The sequence below is a fragment of the Enterobacter dykesii genome (assembly GCF_008364625.2).
Taxonomy (GTDB): domain Bacteria; phylum Pseudomonadota; class Gammaproteobacteria; order Enterobacterales; family Enterobacteriaceae; genus Enterobacter; species Enterobacter dykesii.
Genome location: NZ_CP126604.1, coordinates 4,153,428 through 4,171,639 on the forward strand (window position 1 = coordinate 4,153,428; position 18,212 = coordinate 4,171,639).

At 57.0% G+C, this 18,212-nt stretch carries 18 protein-coding genes; 5 read left to right on the forward strand and 13 right to left on the reverse strand.

Translation table 11 applies throughout. From position 1 onward, the window contains the following. Nucleotides 1–68 precede the first annotated feature (68 nt). The 4 genes from nirB to F0320_RS19935 all read left to right on the forward strand — a co-directional run bounded on the left by nirB (nucleotide 69) and on the right by F0320_RS19935 (nucleotide 4,758). Nucleotides 69–2,612, forward strand: coding sequence for a nitrite reductase large subunit NirB (gene nirB, locus F0320_RS19920; RefSeq protein WP_126330665.1), 2,544 nt, complete (start codon nucleotides 69–71; stop codon nucleotides 2,610–2,612). Beyond that, complete coding sequence (gene nirD, locus F0320_RS19925; RefSeq protein ID WP_126330663.1) at nucleotides 2,609–2,935, forward strand: nitrite reductase small subunit NirD; 327 nt, start codon at nucleotides 2,609–2,611, stop codon at nucleotides 2,933–2,935. The genes nirB and nirD overlap by 4 nt, the downstream gene beginning before the upstream one ends. A gap of 135 nt (nucleotides 2,936–3,070) precedes the next feature. Beyond that, nucleotides 3,071–4,444, forward strand: coding sequence for a siroheme synthase CysG (gene cysG / locus F0320_RS19930; RefSeq protein ID WP_126330661.1), 1,374 nt, complete (start codon nucleotides 3,071–3,073; stop codon nucleotides 4,442–4,444). 143 nt (nucleotides 4,445–4,587) lie between these two features. Beyond that, complete coding sequence (locus F0320_RS19935) at nucleotides 4,588–4,758, forward strand: YhfL family protein (RefSeq protein WP_047646835.1); 171 nt, start codon at nucleotides 4,588–4,590, stop codon at nucleotides 4,756–4,758. 100 nt (nucleotides 4,759–4,858) lie between these two features. Here F0320_RS19935 and trpS read toward each other — a convergent pair whose 3' ends face one another. The 12 genes from trpS to F0320_RS19995 all read right to left on the reverse strand — a co-directional run bounded on the left by trpS (nucleotide 4,859) and on the right by F0320_RS19995 (nucleotide 14,824). Further along, on the reverse strand, nucleotides 4,859–5,863 hold the full coding sequence (trpS, locus tag F0320_RS19940) for a tryptophan--tRNA ligase (RefSeq protein ID WP_032662284.1): 1,005 nt from the start codon (nucleotides 5,861–5,863) through the stop codon (nucleotides 4,859–4,861). Beyond that, nucleotides 5,856–6,617 (reverse strand): phosphoglycolate phosphatase, encoded by a 762-nt coding sequence (gene gph / locus F0320_RS19945; RefSeq protein ID WP_126330659.1) that lies wholly within the window; start codon nucleotides 6,615–6,617, stop codon nucleotides 5,856–5,858. The genes trpS and gph overlap by 8 nt, the downstream gene beginning before the upstream one ends. Then, nucleotides 6,610–7,287: a ribulose-phosphate 3-epimerase gene (rpe, locus tag F0320_RS19950; protein ID WP_126330656.1), complete on the reverse strand. Its 678-nt coding sequence runs from the start codon at nucleotides 7,285–7,287 to the stop codon at nucleotides 6,610–6,612. Before rpe ends, gph begins: the two co-directional genes overlap by 8 nt. Nucleotides 7,288–7,328: 41 nt before the next feature. Further along, the gene (gene dam / locus F0320_RS19955; RefSeq protein ID WP_033146808.1) at nucleotides 7,329–8,141 is read right to left on the reverse strand and encodes an adenine-specific DNA-methyltransferase; all 813 of its coding nucleotides are present in this window, start codon (nucleotides 8,139–8,141) and stop codon (nucleotides 7,329–7,331) included. 67 nt (nucleotides 8,142–8,208) lie between these two features. Then, the gene (damX, locus tag F0320_RS19960) at nucleotides 8,209–9,507 is read right to left on the reverse strand and encodes a cell division protein DamX (RefSeq protein WP_126330654.1); all 1,299 of its coding nucleotides are present in this window, start codon (nucleotides 9,505–9,507) and stop codon (nucleotides 8,209–8,211) included. A 92-nt stretch (nucleotides 9,508–9,599) separates the two neighbouring features. Then, nucleotides 9,600–10,688, reverse strand: coding sequence for a 3-dehydroquinate synthase (gene aroB / locus F0320_RS19965; protein ID WP_033146810.1), 1,089 nt, complete (start codon nucleotides 10,686–10,688; stop codon nucleotides 9,600–9,602). Between the two features lie 57 nt (nucleotides 10,689–10,745). Continuing rightward, nucleotides 10,746–11,267, reverse strand: a complete 522-nt coding sequence (gene aroK, locus F0320_RS19970; RefSeq protein ID WP_003861630.1) for a shikimate kinase AroK — start codon at nucleotides 11,265–11,267, stop codon at nucleotides 10,746–10,748. 286 nt (nucleotides 11,268–11,553) lie between these two features. Beyond that, the gene (gene hofQ / locus F0320_RS19975; RefSeq protein WP_233443247.1) at nucleotides 11,554–12,777 is read right to left on the reverse strand and encodes a DNA uptake porin HofQ; all 1,224 of its coding nucleotides are present in this window, start codon (nucleotides 12,775–12,777) and stop codon (nucleotides 11,554–11,556) included. Beyond that, nucleotides 12,704–13,108, reverse strand: coding sequence for a HofP DNA utilization family protein (locus F0320_RS19980; protein ID WP_126330650.1), 405 nt, complete (start codon nucleotides 13,106–13,108; stop codon nucleotides 12,704–12,706). The genes hofQ and F0320_RS19980 overlap by 74 nt, the downstream gene beginning before the upstream one ends. After that, nucleotides 13,098–13,553, reverse strand: coding sequence for a HofO (locus F0320_RS19985; protein ID WP_126330648.1), 456 nt, complete (start codon nucleotides 13,551–13,553; stop codon nucleotides 13,098–13,100). The genes F0320_RS19980 and F0320_RS19985 overlap by 11 nt, the downstream gene beginning before the upstream one ends. A gap of 3 nt (nucleotides 13,554–13,556) precedes the next feature. Then, on the reverse strand, nucleotides 13,557–14,051 hold the full coding sequence (locus F0320_RS19990; protein ID WP_126330646.1) for a PilN domain-containing protein: 495 nt from the start codon (nucleotides 14,049–14,051) through the stop codon (nucleotides 13,557–13,559). Further along, the gene (locus F0320_RS19995) at nucleotides 14,048–14,824 is read right to left on the reverse strand and encodes a DNA utilization protein HofM (RefSeq protein ID WP_126330644.1); all 777 of its coding nucleotides are present in this window, start codon (nucleotides 14,822–14,824) and stop codon (nucleotides 14,048–14,050) included. The genes F0320_RS19990 and F0320_RS19995 overlap by 4 nt, the downstream gene beginning before the upstream one ends. 120 nt (nucleotides 14,825–14,944) lie before the next feature. Between F0320_RS19995 and mrcA the strand changes: the two genes are divergently transcribed. Beyond that, complete coding sequence (gene mrcA / locus F0320_RS20000) at nucleotides 14,945–17,497, forward strand: peptidoglycan glycosyltransferase/peptidoglycan DD-transpeptidase MrcA (RefSeq protein WP_185807265.1); 2,553 nt, start codon at nucleotides 14,945–14,947, stop codon at nucleotides 17,495–17,497. A gap of 89 nt (nucleotides 17,498–17,586) precedes the next feature. Here the strand turns inward: mrcA and nudE are convergent, their stop codons facing one another. Then, a complete protein-coding gene (nudE, locus tag F0320_RS20005) occupies nucleotides 17,587–18,147 on the reverse strand; it encodes an ADP compounds hydrolase NudE (protein WP_008503041.1) in 561 nt (186 codons plus the stop codon). Between the last annotated feature and the right edge of the window lie 65 nt (nucleotides 18,148–18,212).

Consider the following 18,212-nt stretch of genomic DNA (forward strand, 5'->3'; position numbering starts at 1 on the left):
TTTGCATCAATAAGCGCCCCTGCTGAATCGTTAAGGTAGGCAATAATAGAAAAGAAATCGAGGCAATAATGAGCAAAGTCAGACTCGCTATCATCGGTAACGGCATGGTCGGCCACCGCTTTATCGAGGATCTTCTCGATAAGGCCGATGCTGAGCAGTTCGATATTACCGTGTTCTGTGAAGAACCCCGCAAGGCGTACGACCGTGTGCACCTGTCTTCCTACTTCTCCCATCATACCGCCGAAGAGCTCTCTCTGGTGCGCGAAGGTTTCTACGAGAAGCATGGCGTAAAAGTGCTGGTGGGCGAACGCGCTATCACCATCAACCGTCAGGAAAAAGTGATCCACTCCAGCGCCGGACGTACGGTTTTTTACGACAAGCTGATCATGGCGACGGGCTCCTATCCGTGGATCCCGCCGATCAAAGGCTCGGAAACTCAGGATTGCTTCGTCTACCGTACCATTGAAGACCTCAACGCCATTGAGTCCTGCGCGCGCAGAAGCAAACGCGGTGCGGTTGTCGGCGGCGGTCTGCTGGGTCTGGAAGCGGCAGGCGCGCTGAAAAACCTCGGCGTTGAAACCCACGTCATCGAATTTGCCCCGATGCTGATGGCCGAACAGCTGGACCACATGGGCGGTGACCAGCTGCGCCGTAAAATCGAAAGTATGGGCGTGAAGGTTCACACCAGCAAAAACACCAAAGAGATCGTTCAGGAAGGTACTGAAGCGCGCAAAACCATGCGCTTTGCCGACGGCAGCGAGCTGGAAGTGGACTTCATCGTCTTCTCAACCGGTATTCGCCCGCGCGACAAGCTGGCGACCCAGTGCGGTCTGGCCGTGGCGCAGCGCGGCGGGATCATGATCAACGACACATGCCAGACCTCCGATCCGGATATCTACGCGATTGGCGAATGCGCCAGCTGGAACAACCGCGTATACGGCCTGGTGGCACCGGGCTACAAAATGGCGCAGGTCGCCGTGGACCATATCCTCGGCAGCGAAAACGCGTTTACCGGTGCAGACATGAGCGCCAAGCTGAAGCTGCTGGGCGTGGACGTGGGCGGTATTGGCGATGCGCATGGCCGCACCCCGAATTCCCGCAGCTATGTCTATCTCGACGAAAGCAAAGAAGTCTACAAACGTCTTATCGTCAGCCAGGACAACAAAACCCTGCTCGGCGCGGTGCTGGTGGGCGATACCAGCGATTTCGGCAACCTGCTCCAGCTGGTGCTGAACGCCATCGAACTGCCGGAAAACCCGGACGCGCTGATCCTCCCGGCGCACGCCGCCAGCGGCAAGCCGTCTATCGGCGTGGATAAACTGCCGGACAGCGCGCAGATTTGCTCCTGCTTCGACGTCACCAAAGGCATGCTGATCTCCGCCATCAACAAAGGCTGCCACACCGTGGCGGCGCTTAAAGCGGAGACCAAAGCCGGTACCGGCTGCGGCGGCTGTATTCCGCTGGTCACTCAGGTGCTGAACGCCGAGCTGGCAAAACAGGGCATCGAAGTGAACAACAACCTGTGCGAGCACTTCGCGTATTCTCGCCAGGAGCTGTACCACCTGATCCGCGTGGAGGGCATTAAGTCCTTTGACGAGCTGCTGGCGAAGCACGGCCAGGGCTACGGCTGCGAAGTGTGTAAACCGACAGTCGGCTCCCTGCTGGCCTCCTGCTGGAACGAGTACGTGCTCAAGCCCGAGCATACGCCGCTGCAGGACACCAACGATAACTTCCTGGCGAACATCCAGAAAGACGGTACCTACTCCGTTATTCCACGTTCCGCCGGGGGCGAAATCACGCCGGAAGGGCTGGTGGCCGTGGGTCGTGTTGCGCGTGAATTTAACCTGTACACCAAAATCACCGGCTCCCAGCGTATCGGCCTGTTTGGCGCGCAGAAAGACGATCTGCCGGAAATCTGGCGTCAGCTGATTGAAGCCGGCTTCGAAACCGGTCACGCGTATGCCAAAGCGCTGCGCATGGCGAAAACCTGCGTGGGCAGCACCTGGTGCCGCTACGGCGTGGGCGACAGCGTGGGCTTCGGCGTGGAGCTGGAAAACCGCTACAAAGGCATCCGCACCCCGCACAAAATGAAGTTTGGCGTCTCCGGCTGTACCCGCGAATGTGCGGAAGCGCAGGGTAAAGACGTGGGTATTATCGCCACCGAGAAAGGCTGGAACCTGTACGTCTGCGGCAACGGCGGGATGAAGCCACGCCACGCGGACCTGCTGGCGGCGGATCTCGATCGCGACACGCTGATTCAGTATCTCGACCGCTTCATGATGTTCTACATCCGCACCGCCGATAAGCTGACCCGTACCGCCTCCTGGCTCGATAACCTGGAAGGCGGCATCGACTACCTGAAAGCGGTGATCATCGACGACAAGCTGGGCCTGAACGAGCATCTGGAAGCCGAGATGGCGCGCCTGCGCGAGGCGGTGATCTGCGAATGGACGGAAACCGTCAACACCCCGGCGGCGCAGACGCGCTTCAAACACTTCATCAACAGCGCCCAGCGCGACCCGAACGTACAGGTTGTGCCGGAGCGTGAACAGCATCGTCCGGCGACACCGTATGAACGTATTCCGGTCACGCTGGTGGAGGAAAACGCATGAGCCAGTGGATAAACATTTGCGATATTAACGACATCATCCCGGCCACCGGCGTATGCGCGCTGCTGGGCAGCGAGCAGGTTGCGATTTTCCGCCCTCGCCACGATGAAGAGGTCTTTGCCATCAGCAATATCGACCCGTTCTTCGAGGCCAGCGTGCTCTCCCGCGGACTGATTGCCGAGCACCAGGGCGAACTGTGGGTCGCCAGCCCGCTGAAAAAACAGCGTTTCCGCTTAAGCGACGGCTACTGCATGGAAGATGAGAGTCATTCAGTGAAGCACTATGACGTTCGCGTGAAGGACGGCAAGGTGCAGCTGAAAGGCTAATCCCCCGCCTTTTCAATACGAAAAGCTTATGACCCCTTATGGGTAACGGCAGGAAAAACCGTATGTTTTGTACGATTCCTGCTGTTATCCTGACGTCAATTCTTACCCCCTCCATGAATGCTGCGAGGTAACGTCGTGGATCACCTGCCGATTTTTTGTCAATTACGCAACCGCGACTGCCTGCTCGTGGGCGGCGGCGATGTGGCTGAACGCAAAGCGCGCCTGCTGTTAGAGGCTGGCGCCCGACTGACCGTTAACGCCATTGCCTTCGCCCCACAGTTTGAGGTCTGGGCTCAGGAAGGGATGCTCACGCTGGAACAGGGAGAATTTGATGAGTCCCTGCTGGATACCTGCTGGCTGACCATTGCCGCGACGGATGACGATGAAGTGAACCAGCGCGTGAGCGATGCCTGCGAAGCGCGCCGTATCTTTTGCAACGTGGTCGATGCGCCGAAAGAGGCCAGCTTTATCATGCCGTCGATTATCGACCGCTCGCCGCTGATTATCGCGGTATCGTCCGGCGGACGCTCGCCGGTTCTCGCACGCCTGCTGCGGGAAAAACTGGAGGCCGTGCTGCCGCAGCACCTTGGTCAGATTGCGCATTACGCCGGGCAGCTCCGCTCCCGCGTGAAGCAAACCTTCTCGACCGTTGGCGAGCGCCGTCGCTTCTGGGAAAAATTCTTTGTGAACGACAGGCTGGCGCAGTCACTGGCGAATCAGGACACCAAGGCCGTTGAAGAGACGACCGAACAGCTGCTCAGCGAGCCGCTGGACCATCGCGGCGAAGTGGTGCTGGTGGGCGCAGGCCCCGGCGATGCGGGCTTGCTGACGCTGAAAGGGCTACAGCAGATCCAGCAGGCCGATACCGTGGTTTACGATCGCCTGGTCTCCGATGACATCATGAACCTGGTACGCCGCGATGCCGACCGCGTCTTCGTGGGTAAACGGGCGGGCTACCACTGCGTGCCGCAGGAGGAGATTAACCAGATCCTGCTGCGCGAGGCGCAGAAAGGTAAGCGCGTGGTGCGCCTTAAGGGTGGCGATCCGTTTATCTTTGGTCGCGGCGGCGAGGAGCTGGAAACCCTGTGTGACGCGGGGATCCCGTTCTCCGTGGTGCCGGGCATTACGGCGGCATCCGGCTGCTCGGCTTACTCTGGCATTCCGCTGACCCACCGCGACTATGCCCAAAGCGTGCGTCTGGTGACGGGCCATCTGAAAACCGGCTGCGAGCTGGACTGGCATAACCTGGCCGCTGAAAAGCAAACGCTGGTCTTCTACATGGGGCTGAACCAGGCCGCGACGATTCAGGCGAAGCTGCTGGAGCACGGCATGGAGGCTTATATGCCGGTTGCGCTGGTGGAAAACGGTACGTCCATCAAGCAACGCGTGGTGAATGGTGTACTGACGCAGCTCGGCAAGCTTGCGCAGCAGGTCGAAAGCCCGGCGCTGATTGTGGTAGGTCGCGTGGTTGAGCTGCGCGATAAGCTGAACTGGTTCTCGAATCACTAACGCATATTCTTCCTTTGCGGAGTAGTCCTTATGCGGACTACTCCCCTCTTACCGCTGTCGATAACATACCGCCCCGAAGTGGAATTTCTCCCTTTATTCCCTTGAGTTACATCCAACTTTCGTTTTTAAGACAAGGAATGCGTATGTTCAAACTGGCAAAAGCCGCCGTTCTGGTTGGCCTGTTATCGACTCTGACTGCCTGTACCGGTCATGTACAGAACACCAAAAATAACTGCAGCTACGATTACCTGCTGCACCCGGCGATCTCCATTTCGAAGATCATCGGCGGTTGCGGCCCGGCGGCGGAGCAGTAAGCGTTTATCAGGCGTAAAAAAAACCGGGATATCCCGGTTTTTTAATTTGGAGAGTGTGGTTTTTAGTCGGGTGGCGCTAACACTTACCCGGCAAGCAGACTCAAGGCTTCGCAACAAACCCAATCGCTTCGTACACCGCTTTCAGGGTTTCGGACGCGCGCGCGCTGGCTTTTTCCGCGCCGTCTTTCATCACCTTCTGCAGGAAAGCTTCGTCGTTACGGTAGCGGTGATAACGCTCCTGCAGCTCGGTCAGCATGCCGGAAACGGCATCTGCCACTTCACCTTTCAGGTGGCCGTACATCTTGCCTTCGAAGTGTTTTTCCAGCTCAGGGATGCTCTGGCCGGTCACGCCGGAGAGGATATCCAGCAGGTTGGAAACGCCCGCTTTGTTCTGCACGTCGTAGCGCACCACAGGCGGCTCGTCGGAGTCGGTGACCGCGCGCTTGAGCTTTTTGACGACGGATTTCGGATCTTCCAGCAGGCCGATAACGTTGTTGCGGTTATCGTCAGACTTGGACATCTTCTTGGTCGGCTCCAGCAGCGACATCACGCGCGCGCCGGACTTCGGAATGAACGGCTCCGGCACTTTGAACACATCGCCGTAAATCGCGTTAAAGCGCTGGGCGATATCGCGGCTCAACTCCAGATGCTGCTTCTGGTCTTCACCTACCGGCACCTGGTTGGTTTGATACAGCAGGATGTCTGCAGCCATCAGCACCGGATAGTCGAACAGACCGGCGTTGATGTTTTCAGAGTAGCGCGCGGATTTATCCTTGAACTGGGTCATGCGGCTCAGCTCGCCGAAATAGGTGTAGCAGTTCAGCGCCCAGCCCAGCTGCGCGTGCTCCGGCACGTGAGACTGAACGAAAATGGTGCTCTTCTCAGGATCGATGCCGCAGGCCAGGTACAGCGCCAGGGTGTCCAGCGTGGCTTTACGCAGCTTCTCAGGATCCTGACGCGCGGTAATCGCATGGAGATCGACGATGCAGTAAATGCAATGGTACTCATCCTGCATACTGACCCACTGACGTAACGCCCCCATGTAGTTACCAATGGTCAATTCACCTGAAGGCTGTGCGCCACTAAAAACGATGGGCTTAGTCATTATTCAATTCCTGATGTTCACTGTGCGAAAGCCCGAGTGCGGGCAACAAATCTTTGAAGTGGTCGAAGACCACATCCGGCTCACTTAGCGTGATGGCTTCACCGTAGTTGTAGCCATAGGTTAATCCGACGGAAGGACACCCAGCCGCTCGGGCAGCCAGAATATCATTGCGTGAATCCCCGACAAAGAGCAGCTCTGCAGACGTTAAGGATAATTTTCCTGCCACCAGCAACAGCGGTTCCGGATGCGGTTTTTTGTTCTGCACATCGTCGCCGCCCACAATCACGGAGAAATACTTCGCGATATCAAGCGCTTCGAGCAGCGGTGCAACGAACGGCGTTGGTTTGTTGGTCACCAGCCCCAGCGGGATGCCCTTCGCGTGCAGCGCGCTCAGCGTTTCCTGAACGTCCGGGAACAGGAAACTGCCCTCCTCGACGGTCTCTTCATAGAAACGATCGAACAGTTTGCGCAGAATCCGCAGCTGCTCATCCTTAGGGATGTCAGCGTGGTCAACGCTCGGTTTACCCTGCGCGGAACGCTGCGACGCGCGCTCCTGACGCGCCCACGTCAACGCGCGCTCCATCAGAACATCGGCGCCGTTGCCAATCCACGTTACCACGCGCTCTTCACCCGCAACGGGGAGTTCAAGCGCGTACAGCGCCTGGTCTACAGCGCTCGTTAAGCCCGGCGCGCTGTCAACCAGCGTACCGTCGAGGTCGAATGCCACACCCCGAATTGCCTGCAATTTATCCATGACTTACCTTCGCCAGCTCACGGCGCATTTCATCAATGACTTTTTTGTAATCCGATTGGTCGAAAATTGCCGAACCTGCAACGAACATATCCGCGCCAGCTGCCGCAATTTCACCAATGTTATTCACTTTCACACCGCCGTCCACTTCCAGGCGAATATCGTAACCTGACTCATCAATGCGACGGCGCACTTCACGCAGCTTATCCAGCGTGTGGGGAATGAACGACTGACCGCCAAAGCCCGGGTTAACGGACATCAGCAGAATCACGTCCAGCTTGTCCATCACGTAATCGAGATAGCTCAGCGGCGTGGCCGGGTTAAACACCAGGCCCGCCTTACAGCCATTCTCTTTGATCAGCTGCAGCGTGCGGTCCACGTGTTCAGAGGCTTCCGGATGGAAAGTGATGATGCTGGCACCCGCTGCGGCGAAGTCAGGCACGATGCGATCAACAGGCTTCACCATCAGGTGAACGTCGATAGGCGCGGTAATGCCATAGTTACGTAATGCCTTGAGCACCATTGGGCCAATGGTCAGGTTAGGGACGTAGTGGTTGTCCATAACGTCGAAATGGACGACATCTGCGCCAGCCGCGAGAGCTTTGGCGGTGTCTTCACCCAGGCGGGCAAAATCGGCCGACAGAATTGAGGGAGCAATCAAAAACTGTTTCATCCGCTTCTCCTTGAAATGTGTTTACCGGCGGGCAAAACGGCTCAGGGGCGATAAAGAGCCAGAAGTTCGTCCACCTTTTTACGTGTGCCGCCGTTGCTGCTAATGCTACGCCGCACTTTGACCTGAAAATGCTTCGCGGCTTTGTACCATTCGCGCGTATCAGGCGTGTCGTGATTCGAAATTAACACCGGAATTCTTTTGCTGACCAGCTTTTCCGCCATCTCCGCCAGACGGGCCTGTTCGGCTGGGCTGAAGCTGTTGGTGTGATAAGCGGTGAAATTCGCCGTTGCAGACAGTGGGGCGTAAGGCGGGTCACAGTAAACCACCGAGTTTACGCCTGCCAGCTCCATACACTCTTCATAGGAGAGGCAATGAAACTCTGCGTTCTGCGCTTTTTCGGCAAAGTGATACAGCTCGTCCTGCGGGAAATACGGACGCTTATAGCGACCAAACGGTACGTTAAATTCCCCGCGCAAATTATAGCGGCACAGGCCGTTGTAACCATGTCGGTTGAGATAGAGGAACAGCAACGCTCTGCGGAACGGATCCTGACTCTGATTAAACTCAGTGCGGAACTGGTAGTAAACGTCCGGCTGATTATTCTCCGGCGTAAACAGTTTGCGCGCCTCTGCGACATACTCTTCGGTACGCAGCTTAACGATGTTATAGAGGCTGATTAGGTCGTTGTTGATATCCGCCAGGATATAACGAGAAAAATCGGTGTTCAGGAACACCGATCCTGCGCCCACGAAAGGCTCGATTAGACACTCGCCTTTTGGCAGGTGCTTTTTAATATCATCGAGCAGGGGGTATTTCCCCCCTGCCCATTTCAGAAAAGCGCGATTTTTTTTCATGCTGACTAACTGATTACACCTTCTCCGGCTGTGGAGAAAGCTCCGACAGCATCCTGCGCTTTAAACATTACTTCAGATCGGCCTGAACCTGATGAATCGGCTTCGCCCAGGGATTTTTTGCCTGAACATCCGCTGGCAGTGCCGCTACGGCACGTTTCGCTTCATCTTTGGACGAATAAACGCCGCTGACCAGCACATACCACGGTTGACCATTACGGGTCGTCTGATAAACAACATAGTCTTTCAGATTTGATTTCTTCGCCCAACTGTTGAGGTTGTCATAGTTAGACGAACTGCTCAGCTGCAGCGTGTAGTTGCTGGATGGCGCAGACTTCATCGAGCCAACGTTACCTGCAGTTTTACCTGCGGCGCTGCTGGAGGCTGTTGCCGTGGCTGCTGGAGCCGTTGCTGCAGGTGCCGCTGTGGTCGCCGTTGCTTTCGGCGCAGTCTGCGTGACTTGCGCTTTAGCTGGCTCGCTCACGGCAGCCGTTTCAGTGCGTTTCGGCTGTGCCGGTACGGCTTTCACTTCAGGCGCTTTTACGACTGCCTGAGGTTTGGTTTCACGCTTAGGCTCAATCACCGCCTGCTTACGTTCAGGACGCGTCGCAGTTTGCGTCTGGCGCGGTTTTGTTTCTGTCGCAGCCATTTGTGGCTGAGCGTTACCACCGCGAATCGGGGCAACGGTTGCCGGCTCAGTTGGCAGCGTGGAGTTAACCACGACGTTATCAACCTGCTGCTGGTTCTGCGGCTGCGTCAGCGCATTGTTCAGATCTCCCTGAACTTCTACGCGCTGCTGGCCTTCAGGCGTAGCAGGTGCCTGACCCTGAGCAGGGGTTGAAGAAACGGGCGGCAGAGAAACATCCTGCGGCGCTGTGGTGTTACCTGCGGTCTGCTCTGCGGAAGTCGCACCCGGCGCAGGCTGTGCGCCATTCGCCTGATTGGTCGCATCGTTACCGGACAGGTTGATGCTCTTCTCAGCGGAAGCTGTTTGCTCGGTTGAGTTCGTTGACGGTGCTTTGAGCGCGGAGCCAATGCCGACAATCAGCAGCACAAGTACCAGAACGCCCAGACCCATCATGATGTACTGGCGGGAAGCCGGTTTCGGTGCAGCGGCTTTTTTACGTTTACGCGGGCGACGCTCTACAGGCTGTTCGTCCATTGAATCTTCTTCGGACTCATAATCCTCTTCTGCTCGCTCTTCGTGCGCGTTGCGGCTGCGCGAAGGGCGACGATCGTCTGCATCCAGATCAACATCGTCAAAGTTGATCTGCGGCTCGTTATCACGTTCTGAAGATTGACGAGAACGACCAGTACGACGATCGCTGGGATCGGGTTTCAGCTCGTCTTCTGGTTTGAATTCATCCATTTAACACCCCACTCAAAGGCTTATGCCAACGACTTTGCATTTCACCTGAAGCTAAACGACCACCGGCTACAGTGGCCTGACCTTTCTAGTTGTTACGCCTGCTGACAATCAGCGATAGCGCCAAGAACGACATCGTGCGGCACTCCGCCGCGCACTTCACTCTTCCCTATTGCAAGCGGGAGTACAAGACGCATCTCACCTGCCAATACTTTTTTATCGCGCATCATGTGGGGTAAATACGCTTGCGCCGACATCTCCTGCGGCCCGGTTACCGGCAAACCTGCACGTTCAAGCAGCGCAATGATCCGCGCCGTCTCTTCAGGTTTAAACTGCCCCAGACGTTCAGAGGTGCGGGCTGCCATGACCATACCGGCCGCGACGGCTTCACCGTGCAGCCAGTTGCCGTAACCCATCTCGGCTTCAATGGCGTGGCCAAACGTATGCCCAAGATTCAGTAAAGCACGTAAGCCCGTTTCACGCTCGTCTGCTGCGACAACTTCTGCTTTTAGCTCACAGCAACGACGAATGCAGTATGCCAGTGTAGCCTCATCCAGGCACAGCAGCGCATCCATATTCTCTTCAAGCCAGCTAAAGAACTCGCCATCAAGAATAATGCCGTATTTGATCACTTCCGCCAGACCCGAAGCCAGTTCGCGCTTCGGCAGCGTTTTCAGACAGTCGAGATCCACCACCACCGATGCGGGCTGGTAGAACGCGCCAATCATGTTTTTACCGAGCGGATGGTTGACTGCCGTTTTGCCACCCACAGAGGAGTCGACCTGGGATAGCAGCGTGGTTGGGATTTGAATAAAACGGACGCCACGCTGATAGCTTGCGGCCGCAAAGCCGGTCAGATCGCCCACAACACCGCCGCCCAGGGCAAGCAGTGTTGTATCGCGACCATGCGGTTTTTGCAGCAATGCGGTAAAGACGGTATCCAGTACCGTCAGGCTTTTATACTGCTCGCCATCGGGGAGAATCACACTGTCGACTTTTACGCCCGCCTGCTCAAGCAGGTGGCGTACGCGGTCGAGATAAAGCGGAGCCAGAGTCTCATTGGTGACCAGCATCGCCTGATCACCCGCTTTCAGTGGTAAAAAGGAAGCTGGGTCGTTAAACAAACCAGCCGCGATGGTGATAGGGTAACTACGTTCCCCGAGAGTAACTGTAATCCTCTCCATGACGCGACATCCACCTTTAATGCTTTTACCCGCAGGCGAGTGTATATAAAGCCAGAATCAGTTGCTTTCCAGCATATGAATAATCTGGTTTGCAACCACTTTAGCGCTCTGGTCATCAGTACGAATGGTCACATCGGCAATCTCTTCATACAGCGGATTGCGTTCATCGGCCAACGCTTCCAGAACTTCGCGTGGTGGCGTTTCAACCTGCAGCAGCGGGCGCTTTTTATCGCGCTGCGTACGTGCGAGCTGTTTCTCAATGGTCGTCTCAAGATAGACCACTACGCCACGGGCGGAGAGACGGTTACGGGTTTCGCGAGATTTCACAGAACCGCCGCCTGTTGCCAGGACGATGCCCTGTTTTTCCGTGAGTTCGTTGATCACTTTTTCTTCTCGGTCACGGAAACCTTCTTCGCCTTCTACATCGAAAACCCAGCCCACATCAGCTCCGGTTCGTTTCTCAATCTCTTGATCAGAATCGTAAAATTCCATATTGAGTTGTTGAGCTAACTGACGCCCAATAGTGCTTTTGCCGGCACCCATAGGCCCAACCAGAAAGATATTGCGTTTCTCTGCCATTTTATCGGTACTACTAAGACTATTCGTTAATGGTAATCCCCGCTTCGCAGACACCCGGCGTAGCAGGACATGAACTGAAACCTCATATGCAATAGAGCGAGAGTCAGACTAAAAATTATCTCAATACTCCGGCTTGTTTGGCAACTGATTAAATCACCGCGTCGGGCGCATAAGGTAATAAGACGTAAGTCCAACTCAAATCGGTACTCCTTGTATGCTAATTCATGCCCCACGTCAAACATCTGCAACAAACTGAATGCAAAATCATTGCGGGGATCGTTACCCGTCAGCGAATACCGACCAGACGTGGTGTAATAAACACCACTAGCTCGCGCCGTTCATTATCCTTACCATCGTGGCGAAAAAGCTGTCCAAGCCAGGGGATTTTCCCCAGCCCCGGCACGCTATCGCTGCCGGTTTTGTTCTTCTGCGAAAAAATTCCGCCCAACGCCAGCGTTTCTCCACTTTTTACCTCCACCTGGGTTTCTATCTCCTGTTTATCGATCGCCAGCGTTTCGCCGTCAGCCTGCTGCAGAACCTGTCCCGGCATATTTTCGCTAATGTGCAATTTCAGGCGCACGCGCCCTCCCGGTAAGACCACCGGTGTGACCTCCATTCCTAACACCGCCTCCTTAAACTCAACGGAGGTGGCGCCGCTTTCACCGCTTGAGACCTGATACGGGATTTCACTCCCCTGCTTGATGCTGGCCGGTTGCATATGCGAGGCCAGCAGCCGCGGGCTGGCGATGATATCGACCTGCTGTTTTTGCTCCAGCGCAGAAAGTTCCAGATCCAGCAGCCGACCATCGATCCGTCCGATGTTAAAACCCACGTGGCTGGTGGCGCTGGCGACGGAAAGATCGCTGCCCAGCGTGGTGAGCTGGCCAACCTTTCCCGCGTCGGCGGCGTCGGCGAGACTCCACTTCACCCCCAGCTCACGCAGGCTTTTTTCATTAATGGTCACAATATGCGCCGCCAGCTCGACCTGTTCGACGGGAATATCCATCTGAGCGGCCCAGCGCTGCAGCGTCTCCACCACCGTCTGGTTATCCCGAATCAGCAGCCGGTTGGTGCGTTTGTCGAGAGACAAACTTCCCTTGGGGCTCAGGAGCTTTTCCGCGTCTTTTAGCAGCTCACCGGCATCGGCATAGGAAAAAGCGATGCTGTGAGACACCAGCGGCGCATCAAGCTGTCGGCGCGTCCGCTCCTGTTCTGAGCGCTCCTGCTGTTCACGCTGCCAGGCCGCGGTATGCACATAAAAAATGCCGCCCTCCTCTCGCAAAACGAGGCCAGCACTGGTGACAACCGTCTGTAGCGCCTGCCGCCAGGGGACGCGCGTCAGGTTGAGCGAAAGCGTGCCGCCGACATCAGGCGATATCACCAGATTACGATTCTCCTGTGCGGCCAGGCTCTGCAGCACCTGCACGACAGGTACGTCATCCACCACCAGCGTGACCGGTTTTGGCGCGGCGGCCCACAGCGGATGGCTGAACGCCAGCAGCCACAGCATTATCCGTAAATTCATTCTTATCCGTTCCTTCTCGTTGCCACGTCCATTTTCCTGGTGCACATGTGTTACCCACATCAACAACCAGTTCCGTTTCATTGATGGCTGTTATCGTCCAGCCTGCCGGGAAGCGCTCATGCGTTTTCAGCCGGTACCAGCGCTTTTGCCCATCCTGTAAAATGCCGATAGCCTGCTGTCCTCCCACCATGCCGCGATAGCGCCACTGCGCCAGCTCGCCAATGGCGCAGGGATCGACCGACGGGCGAAACGGATCGCGCATGCCGGTCAATAGCAGCGCTGAGCAAACCAGCAAATATCGCGCGCTATTTCGCATGTTCCAGCTCCAGCCGCAGGCGCAACGCTGTACCCTGTGGTGCAATCGCGAAAGCGGCGATCTGCACATCCCGCTGCGCCAGCCGGGAAAAAAGCGCCGGAAGCGCCTGCCACTCCACCTCCAGCATCAGTTCCCCTCCGTTCTGCAGCGGCTTCCAGTGAACCAGCGTCGCGTTATCGCCCTGAAAATCGAGCGGGGAAAACGGCGTCAGCGCCCGTGCTTCCGCTGTTTCCGTACGAAACGGCACCTTTCTGACGGCAGGCCATAACGACGCGTTCGTCCTCGCGTCCTGAATCAGCTGGCGCTGTCGTTCAGCACACTGCCTGTCCAGCGGTCTGAGCAAGGTGCCCCACGCGGCCAGTCCTGCCAGCAGACTCACCAGACACCAGAAAAGCACCCGATACCAGGGACGGCTCTCGCACCAGCGTTCTAACAGGGTATCCATGCGTTACCCCTCGCTTTTAAGATGGAGGGTGAACATCCAGCGCCCCTGGCTATCCTGGCGAAGCTCACCCGCCGTTCCGGGCGTAAAACCCGCTATTTGGCCCAGCGCATCGCGCAGAGCAGACAGGGCCGGCAGGGTTAGGGCATACCCGGTCAACATCAGAGCAGGAGGCTGATAGCGAAGCTCTGTCAGCCAGACCTGTGAAGGTGTGGCGCGGGAAAGGGATTCCAGCACCGGTTGCCATGCGCGTCGTTGACGTGTCTGCGCTGGCCTCTGCGCCTGTGAGGTGAGTGTCTGCCGGGAGGCAAGCGCGTGCTGCACGGTCTGCATTCCCGTCAGCTCCGTATGCAGCGCGTGCAGCCTCATAACAGGGTTTATCCGCAGGCAGAAAATGACCGCGAACATCAACAGCACGGTGCCGACACACATTGCCCCCCAGAAACGCAGGCACCGCACGCGCCGCTGCTGTCGCCAGGGCAGAAAATTCATGATGCTCATCCGGGCACCTCGCTCATGGCCAGCGCCAGCGCAACGGTATAATCAGCGCCGCAGTCCGGTAACGGGGCCTGGCAGCGTTCCAGGATTTCCCACGGGTCACGTCGGCTATCAAACAGCGCGATGTCATCCGGACCAAGCGCCAGCAGCGCCGCCAGCTCGGCCACGCTTTCGGCTTCTGTGGTAAAGCGGCGTCCCCACTGGTGACGCATCGCCCACAGCCACTGCCGATCGTCGCGCCAGGCGACGCACGTCGCTGGCGCAACGGCAGTAAGAAGATTCGCCAGCGCGCTGGCATCCGGCGTAATGGCCATCAGCCGCAAACGCAGCGTTTTCGCCAGCGCCAGTAGGGTATCAACCTCGTTGTTTTGCGCGGCGGTCACCTGAAAGGTATTGCTGAAGGTATCCTGCGCGTAATCGAAACAGAGCGTATCAGCAGACATCTCCAGTTCGCGCGCGAGCGCCGCGCCAAGCCATGAGAGCTGCTCGCTGTCGCGCAGCGCAACGGTCGGACGGGGGAGCGACCGTTGCAGAGTGCGTGCTGCCGGGAAAGAGAGGAACACCCGGTGGTAGTGCGGCAGCGTTTTGCGCCAGTCGCGTAACGCATCAACCAGCTGTTCTGGCTGACAAATTTTGCCGTCACGAATGATGCCCTCGTCCAGAGGAATCGCCCACCAGCGGCGCATGCACCAGCCCAACTTCTCCCGGGCCAGAGCGACGATCAGCACCCTATCCTGTTGAATATGAACGCCCGTTTGCCATATTTTGAAAGCCATGCTTCACGATCTCCTTATCGCCCGTCGCCTTGACGGCTATATCAATGAATCAGGCTTGCCTTTATACTACCGCGCGATTGTTTAGAAACTGCCCAAGTGAAACCAAATGGGAAATCTCCGGTGAAGTTCGTAAAGTATTTATTCATCCTTGCAGTCTGTTGCATTCTGCTGGGAGCAGGCTCGATTTACGGTTTATACAAATATATTGAGCCACAGCTACCTGATGTCGCCACGCTTCGCGATGTGCGCCTCCAGATCCCGATGCAAGTTTATAGCGCCGATGGCGAGCTGATGGCGCAGTATGGCGAGAAGCGTCGTATTCCGCTGACCTTAAACCAAATCCCCCCCGTGATGGTGAAAGCCTTTATCGCCACGGAGGACAGCCGTTTTTACGAGCACCACGGTGTCGATCCTGTGGGGATTTTCCGTGCCGCGAGCATTGCGTTGTTCTCTGGTCACGCCTCTCAGGGGGCGAGTACCATTACGCAGCAGCTGGCGCGTAACTTCTTCCTCAGCCCTGAAAAGACGCTGATACGTAAGATCAAAGAGGTGTTCCTCGCGATTCGTATTGAGCAGCTGCTGAGCAAAGACGAAATCCTTGAGCTGTACCTCAACAAAATCTACCTGGGTTACCGCGCCTATGGCGTGGGGGCTGCCGCACAGGTGTATTTTGGTAAGCCTGTTGAGCAGCTCACCTTAAGCGAAATGGCAACCATCGCCGGTCTGCCGAAAGCGCCGTCCACCTTTAACCCGCTCTACTCGCTCGATCGCGCCACCGCGCGCCGTAACGTCGTCCTGTCACGTATGCTGAGCGAAGGCTACATCAGCCAGAGCGAGTACGACCAGGCGCGTAACGATGTTATTGACGCTAACTACCACGCCCCTGAAATCGCCTTCGCGTCCCCTTACCTGACCGAAATGGTTCGCCAGGAGATGGTGAATCGCTATGGTGACAAGGCCTATGAAGATGGCTATCGCGTGTACACCACCGTCACCCGTAAAGTCCAGCAGGCGGCTCAGGAAGCGGTGCGGAACAACGTGATGGACTACGATATGCGTCACGGCTATCGCGGCCCGTCAAACGTGCTCTGGAAAGTGGGCGAAAGCGCGTGGGACAGCAAAAAAATCACAAGTACGCTAAAGGCGCTGCCAACCTATGGTCCGCTCCTTCCTGCCGTGGTCACGCAGGCCGATCCTCAGGAAGCCGTTGCGACGCTCGCGGACGGTACCTCCATCTCCCTGCGTATGGACGGTATCCGCTGGGCGCGTCCTTACCGCTCGGATACGCTACAGGGCGCAACGCCGCGTAAAGTGACCGATGCCGTGCAGACCGGGCAGCAAATCTGGGTGCGCAAGGTAGGCGAAGCCTGGTGGCTGGCACAAGTGCCGGACGTCAACTCGGCCCTGGTCTCTATTAACCCACAGAACGGTGCCATCATGGCCCTGGTCGGCGGGTTTGATTTCAACCAGAGCAAATTTAACCGCGCCACCCAGGCGCTGCGTCAGGTCGGTTCCAATATCAAACCGTTCCTCTACACCGCAGCGATGGATAAGGGCTTGACCCTCGCCAGCATCCTTAACGACGTGCCAATCTCCCGCTGGGATGCCGGTGCCGGTTCCGACTGGCAGCCGAAGAACTCCCCTGCGGAGTATGCCGGCCCTATTCGTCTCCGTCAGGGTCTGGGACAGTCGAAAAACGTGGTAATGGTGCGCGCCATGCGCGCGATGGGCGTCGACTATGCCGCAGAGTATCTGCAGCGCTTCGGTTTCCCGGCGCAGAACATCGTTCGCACCGAGTCGCTGGCGTTAGGCTCCGCCTCGTTTACGCCGCTTCAGGTCGCACGCGGGTACTCGGTGATGGCCAACGGCGGCTTCCTGATTGACCCGTACTTCATCAGCAAGATTGAAAACGATCAGGGCGGCGTGCTGTTTGAAGCGAAGCCGAAGATTGCCTGTCCTGACTGCGATATTCCGGTCATTTATGGCAATACGCCAAAATCCGAGGTGCTTGAGAATAAGGACATGGAAGACCCTGCCGTGTCTCAGGAGCAGCAGAACGGCGTCGTGCCGCAGCCGCAGCTTGAGCAGGCTAACCAGTCGCTGGTGGCACAGACCGGCGCGCCGGAGTATGCCCCACACGTGATCAACACGCCGCTGTCGTTCCTGATCAAAAGCGCGCTGAACACCAACATCTTCGGTGAACCAGGCTGGCAGGGCACAGGCTGGCGCGCAGGACGTGATTTGCAGCGCCATGATATCGGCGGTAAAACGGGGACAACCAACAGCTCGAAAGACGCGTGGTTCTCCGGCTACGGCCCGGGCGTGGTGACCTCGGTCTGGATCGGTTTCGACGATCACCGCCGTGACTTAGGTCGTACAACGGCCTCCGGCGCGATAAAGGATCAGATTTCCGGCTACGAAGGCGGTGCGAAGAGCGCGCAGCCGGCCTGGGACGCCTACATGAAGTCCGTTCTTGAAGGCGTGCCGGAGCAGCCGTTAACGCCACCGCCGGGCGTGGTGACGGTTAATATCGACCGCAGCACCGGTCAGCTCGCCAACGGCGGTAATAGCCGCGAAGAGTATTTCATCGAGGGCACGCAGCCAACCACGCAGGCGGTGCACGAGGTGGGGACAGAGATTATTGATAACGGCGAGACGCACGAGCTGTTCTGACAACAAAGCAAAACGGCAACCTCTGGTTGCCGTTTTTGTGTTTGCTCCCTCTTCCCGTGGGAGAGGGTTGGGGTGAGGGCATCAGGCCACTACAGCCGCCCCTGCCCCTTCAGCCATTCCCGTACCAGGAACAGCGCGCTCACGTTGCGGGCCTCATTAAAGTCAGGGTCTTCCAGCAGATCCATCAGGTGCGCTAGCGGCCAGCGAACCTGCGGCAACGGCTCCGGCTCATCCCCTTCCAGCGATTCAGGATAGAGGTCTTCAGCCACCACGATATTCATTTTGCTGGAAAAATAGGACGGCGCCATGCTCAGCTTTTTCAGGAATGAAAGCTCATTCGCACCAAAGCCCACCTCTTCTTTTAGCTCGCGGTTTGCCGCTTCAAAGACGGTTTCACCCGGGTCGATAAGTCCTTTCGAGAACCCAAGCTCGTAAGATTCCGTTCCCACCGCGTATTCGCGGATCAAAATCAGATGATCGTCGACAATGGGAACAATCATCACCGCTTCGCGCGAAGAGGGGCGCATACGTTCATAAACGCGACGCACACCGTTGCTGAACTCCAGGTCCACACTTTCGACATTAAACAGGCGCGATTTGGCGACAGTTTCAACATTCAGAATGGTGGGTTTTTGTAGTGGTTTGCTCATCTTGATGGGTCTTAGCAGTGAGAACTGGCGTTATTGTGCGATACGCTGCACGGTTTCGGCAATGT

Coding starts and splice junctions, on each gene's coding strand:
- F0320_RS19980 (WP_126330650.1), bottom strand. CDS start 13,108: ATGCGAAATAGCGCGCGATATTTGCTGGTTTGCTCAGCGCTGCTATTG.
- damX (WP_126330654.1), bottom strand. CDS start 9,507: ATGGATGAATTCAAACCAGAAGACGAGCTGAAACCCGATCCCAGCGAT.
- F0320_RS19990 (WP_126330646.1), bottom strand. CDS start 14,051: ATGAGCATCATGAATTTTCTGCCCTGGCGACAGCAGCGGCGCGTGCGG.
- rpe (WP_126330656.1), bottom strand. CDS start 7,287: ATGAAACAGTTTTTGATTGCTCCCTCAATTCTGTCGGCCGATTTTGCC.
- nudE (WP_008503041.1), bottom strand. CDS start 18,147: ATGAGCAAACCACTACAAAAACCCACCATTCTGAATGTTGAAACTGTC.
- gph (WP_126330659.1), bottom strand. CDS start 6,617: ATGGATAAATTGCAGGCAATTCGGGGTGTGGCATTCGACCTCGACGGT.
- trpS (WP_032662284.1), bottom strand. CDS start 5,863: ATGACTAAGCCCATCGTTTTTAGTGGCGCACAGCCTTCAGGTGAATTG.
- F0320_RS19995 (WP_126330644.1), bottom strand. CDS start 14,824: ATGGCTTTCAAAATATGGCAAACGGGCGTTCATATTCAACAGGATAGG.
- aroK (WP_003861630.1), bottom strand. CDS start 11,267: ATGGCAGAGAAACGCAATATCTTTCTGGTTGGGCCTATGGGTGCCGGC.
- hofQ (WP_233443247.1), bottom strand. CDS start 12,777: ATGCTGTGGCTGCTGGCGTTCAGCCATCCGCTGTGGGCCGCCGCGCCA.
- aroB (WP_033146810.1), bottom strand. CDS start 10,688: ATGGAGAGGATTACAGTTACTCTCGGGGAACGTAGTTACCCTATCACC.
- nirB (WP_126330665.1), top strand. CDS start 69: ATGAGCAAAGTCAGACTCGCTATCATCGGTAACGGCATGGTCGGCCAC.
- dam (WP_033146808.1), bottom strand. CDS start 8,141: ATGAAAAAAAATCGCGCTTTTCTGAAATGGGCAGGGGGGAAATACCCC.
- F0320_RS19935 (WP_047646835.1), top strand. CDS start 4,588: ATGTTCAAACTGGCAAAAGCCGCCGTTCTGGTTGGCCTGTTATCGACT.
- nirD (WP_126330663.1), top strand. CDS start 2,609: ATGAGCCAGTGGATAAACATTTGCGATATTAACGACATCATCCCGGCC.
- F0320_RS19985 (WP_126330648.1), bottom strand. CDS start 13,553: ATGGATACCCTGTTAGAACGCTGGTGCGAGAGCCGTCCCTGGTATCGG.